General features: G+C 71.2%; 4 protein-coding genes. All 4 read left to right on the top strand.

Features of this window, described 5'->3' with window-relative positions; genetic code table 11:
* Positions 1–85 precede the first annotated feature (85 nt).
* The gene (locus IE312_RS05895; RefSeq protein WP_189978945.1) at positions 86–730 is read left to right on the top strand and encodes an HAD family hydrolase; all 645 of its coding nucleotides are present in this window, start codon (positions 86–88) and stop codon (positions 728–730) included.
* Between the two features lie 92 nt (positions 731–822).
* A complete protein-coding gene (locus tag IE312_RS05890) occupies positions 823–1,536 on the top strand; it encodes a VC0807 family protein (RefSeq protein WP_189978944.1) in 714 nt (237 codons plus the stop codon).
* An 86-nt stretch (positions 1,537–1,622) separates the two neighbouring features.
* Positions 1,623–2,840 (top strand): MFS transporter, encoded by a 1,218-nt coding sequence (locus IE312_RS05885; RefSeq protein ID WP_189978943.1) that lies wholly within the window; start codon positions 1,623–1,625, stop codon positions 2,838–2,840.
* Positions 2,791–3,483: arginase family protein (locus IE312_RS39010; protein WP_502266960.1), on the top strand; the 693-nt coding region annotated here is incomplete at its 3' end. The genes IE312_RS05885 and IE312_RS39010, both read left to right, overlap by 50 nt.

Here is a 3,483-nt window from a genome sequence, read left to right as displayed (position 1 = left end):
GTGGGAGAGTAGGACGCCGCCGAACAATCATTCCGGGAAACCCCCGCACTCCGGTGCGGGGGTTTTCTGCGTTTAGGGTTGCTTCATGCGCTACGACCTTGTCATCTTCGACAACGACGGTGTTCTCGTGGACAGCGAGCCCATATCCAACCGTCTGCTGGCCGCCTATCTGACCGAGCTGGGGCACCCCACGTCCTACGAGGACTCGATCCGCGACTACATGGGGTCCGCGATGCACCGGATCCACGAGCTGATCCTGGAGCGGACGGGACAGCGGCTGCCGGCGGAGTTCGACGAGGTCTTCCACCGGCGCGTGTTCGCCGCGTTCGAGCGGGAGTTGCGTCCCGTGCCCGGAGCCACCGGCGTCCTGGAGAAGCTGGCCGCGCACGGAGTGCCGTACTGCGTGGCCTCCTCCGGGAGTCATGCGCGGATCCGGGTCGGACACCGTACGACGGGGCTCGACCGGTGGTTCCCCGAGGAGCGGATCTTCAGCTCGGAGGACGTGGGGCGGGGCAAGCCGGCCCCGGACCTGTTCCTGCACGCGGCCCGGCGGATGGGGGTGGCGCCCGAGCGGTGTGTCGTCGTGGAGGACTCCCCGCTGGGCGTACAGGCGGCCGTGGCGGCCGGGATGGACGTCCACGGGTTCACCGCCATGACACCCGCGGCGAAGCTCGCGGGGGCCGGCCAACTCTTCTCGGACATGGGCGAGTTGGCTGACCTGCTGATATGACCCAGGTCGGGGGTCCGCACTGACATTTGTCATGCGGAGCACCGGACGATCGTTCCTACTGCGGGGCCCCGCCCGCACGGGAAGCTGAGGGCATGACGAAGAACACGGGGAACCAGGACCGCCGGCCGAGCACGCTCGACAACTTCAAGCCGCTGCTCATCGACGTGGCGGTGCCGCTCGGCTCGTACTACCTCTTCAAGGACGCGTTCGGGATGAGCACCTTCGCGGCGCTGGCCTGGAGCAGCGTGGTGCCCGCGGTGCGGACGGTGTGGGGGCTGGTGAAGGAGCGCACGACCAATGCGCTGGCGGGTCTCATCCTCGTCGTGAACGTCGTCTCGCTGCTGCTGACCTTCGTCTCGGGCGACCCGCGGCTGATGCTGGCCAAGGACAGTGCGGTCAGCAGCACGATCGCCATCGGGATCCTGGTCTCCGTCGCGCTCGGCAAGCCGATGATGACCGCCGGCATGAAGCCCTTCCTGGTGAAGGGGGACGCGGCCAAGGAGGCCGCCTGGGAGCGGCTGGTGTCCGGTTCGGCGGCCGGGTCGGCGGCCTTCCGGTCCAAGGAGCGCGCGTTCTCCGTGGTGTGGGGGCTGGTGCTGTTCGCCGAGTGCGTCGTGCGGGCTGTGGGCGCGTACACCATCCCGGTGGACACCATGGTGTGGCTGGGCTCCGTCATCATGTTCGTCGCGATGGCCATCGGGTTCGTGGTCAGCGGCGGGCTGGCCGTCGGGCCGATGGAGGGGATGCTGGAGGCCGAGGTCGAGGCCGGCCGGGAGCAGCGGCCCCCGCTGGCCGTCGCCGCCTGAACGCGGAGCCGCACGGCCGAAGTTGAGGCAGATTCATCTTTGGCTGGATCTACCCACAGGTAGCCCGGGGCCCTACTCTCGCCGCCATGACAGATGTGCTGCGGCGCGGCAGGGCCTCGCTGGCGTTCGGCTTCTTCGCCCAGGGCGTCGCGTTCGCCCTGCTGGTGACGCGTATCCCGGCCGTCCAGGACCGGTACGGCGTCTCCGACGCGCTGCTGCCGGTCTTCCTGGCCGCCGTCCCCGTCCTCGCCGGTGCGGGCAGCGTGACCACCGAGCAGCTGGTGAAGCGGGTGCGGCCCAGCCGGGTGCTGCGCTGGTCCCAGCCGGTGGTGCTGCTGGCGCTGCTCGGCGTCGGAGCGGGCGGGCACGGACAGGTGCTCGGGCTCGCGGTGGCACTGGGCGTGTTCGGGCTCGCGGTGGGGGCGCTGGACGCCTCCATGAACATGCTCGGCGTCAGCCTCCAGCGGTCGTACGGGCGCAGCATCATGCTCGGCTTCCACGCCGTCTACAGCCTGGGCGGGATCATCGGGGCCTCGCTGGCCTGGGCCGGGGCGCACTGGCACCTGGCGCTGTGGGTGTCGTACCTGCCGGTGGTGGCCGTGCTGCTGCCCGCGGCGCTGGCGGGCAGCCGGTGGTACGTCGACGGGGAGCCGGCGCCGGCGGGGGAGCGGAGCGGCGAGGGCGGGACGGTCGTCTTCGCTCTGTTGCTCCCGCTGTGCCTGGTGATGACCTTCGCCTACATCGGGGACTCGACGGTCTCCAACTGGAGCGCGAAGTACCTGAAGGACGTGCTGGGCGGTTCGGAGCAGCTGGCGACCGTGCCGTACAACGTGTACATGGTGACCACGCTGGTGGGGCGGTCGCTCGGGGACCTCGGGGTACGGCGGTTCGGGGCGGCGGCGGTCGTCCGGCTCGGGGCGCTGGTCGCGGCCGGCGGGTTCGCCGTGGTGGCCGCGGCGCCCGGCGCCTGGGCGGGGATGCTCGGGTTCACCCTGCTGGGGCTGGGGCTGTGTGTGCTGGTGCCGCAGACGTTCGCCGCGGCGGGCCGGCTGTTCCCGCACGCCTCGGATGCGGCGATCGCGCGGCTCAACATCTTCAACTACGTGGGCTTCCTGATCGGTTCGCCGTTGGTGGGGGCGCTCGGGGACGCCTGGAGCTACCGGGGGGCCATGCTCGTGCCGATGGTGTTGGTCCTGGTGACACTGGGGTACGCCAGGTCGTTCGCGGCTCAACCTGACCGATACGGTGGCGGGCATGAGCGGCCGCGCACAGCTGATGTGGGACGAGGCAGTAACGGGCTATGACTTCGGTCCGAACCATCCGATGGATCCGGTCCGGCTGGAGCTGACCCGCCGGCTGGTCGGTGCCTTCGGGCTCGACCGGGAACTGGAGGTCGTCGCGGCGAAGCCGGCCGGCGAGTCGACGCTCCGGCTGGTCCACCGGGAGGACTACATCGACGCCGTGAAGGCCGCGTCGGCGGATCCGGCGGGGGCGGACGGGTCGTACGGGCTGGGGACGGTCGACGATCCCGCGTTCGCCGGGATGCACGAGGTGTCCGCGCTGATCGCGGGCCAGTCGGTGGGCGCGGCCGAGGCGGTGTGGCGGGGCGACGTCCGGCACGCGGTGAACTTCGCGGGCGGGCTGCACCACGCCATGCCCGGTGGGGCGTCGGGATTCTGCATCTACAACGACGCCGCGCTCGCCATCGCCCGGCTGCTGGAGCTGGGGGCCGAGCGGGTCGCGTACGTGGACGTCGACGTGCACCACGGGGACGGGGTGCAGGCCGCGTTCTGGGAGGACCCGCGGGTGCTGACGATCTCGCTGCACGAGCACCCCGGCACGCTGTTCCCGCAGACCGGGTGGCCGCAGGAGACCGGGGCGGGCCCGGGCGAGGGCGCCGCGGTCAACGTGGCGCTGCCGGCCGGCACCGGGGACGCGGGGTGGGTA

This window comes from Streptomyces capoamus (assembly GCF_014654935.1).
Lineage (GTDB): Bacteria > Actinomycetota > Actinomycetes > Streptomycetales > Streptomycetaceae > Streptomyces > Streptomyces capoamus.
Note: the sequence above shows the minus strand (reverse complement) of the source record. Positions and strands in the feature narration are given on the sequence as shown.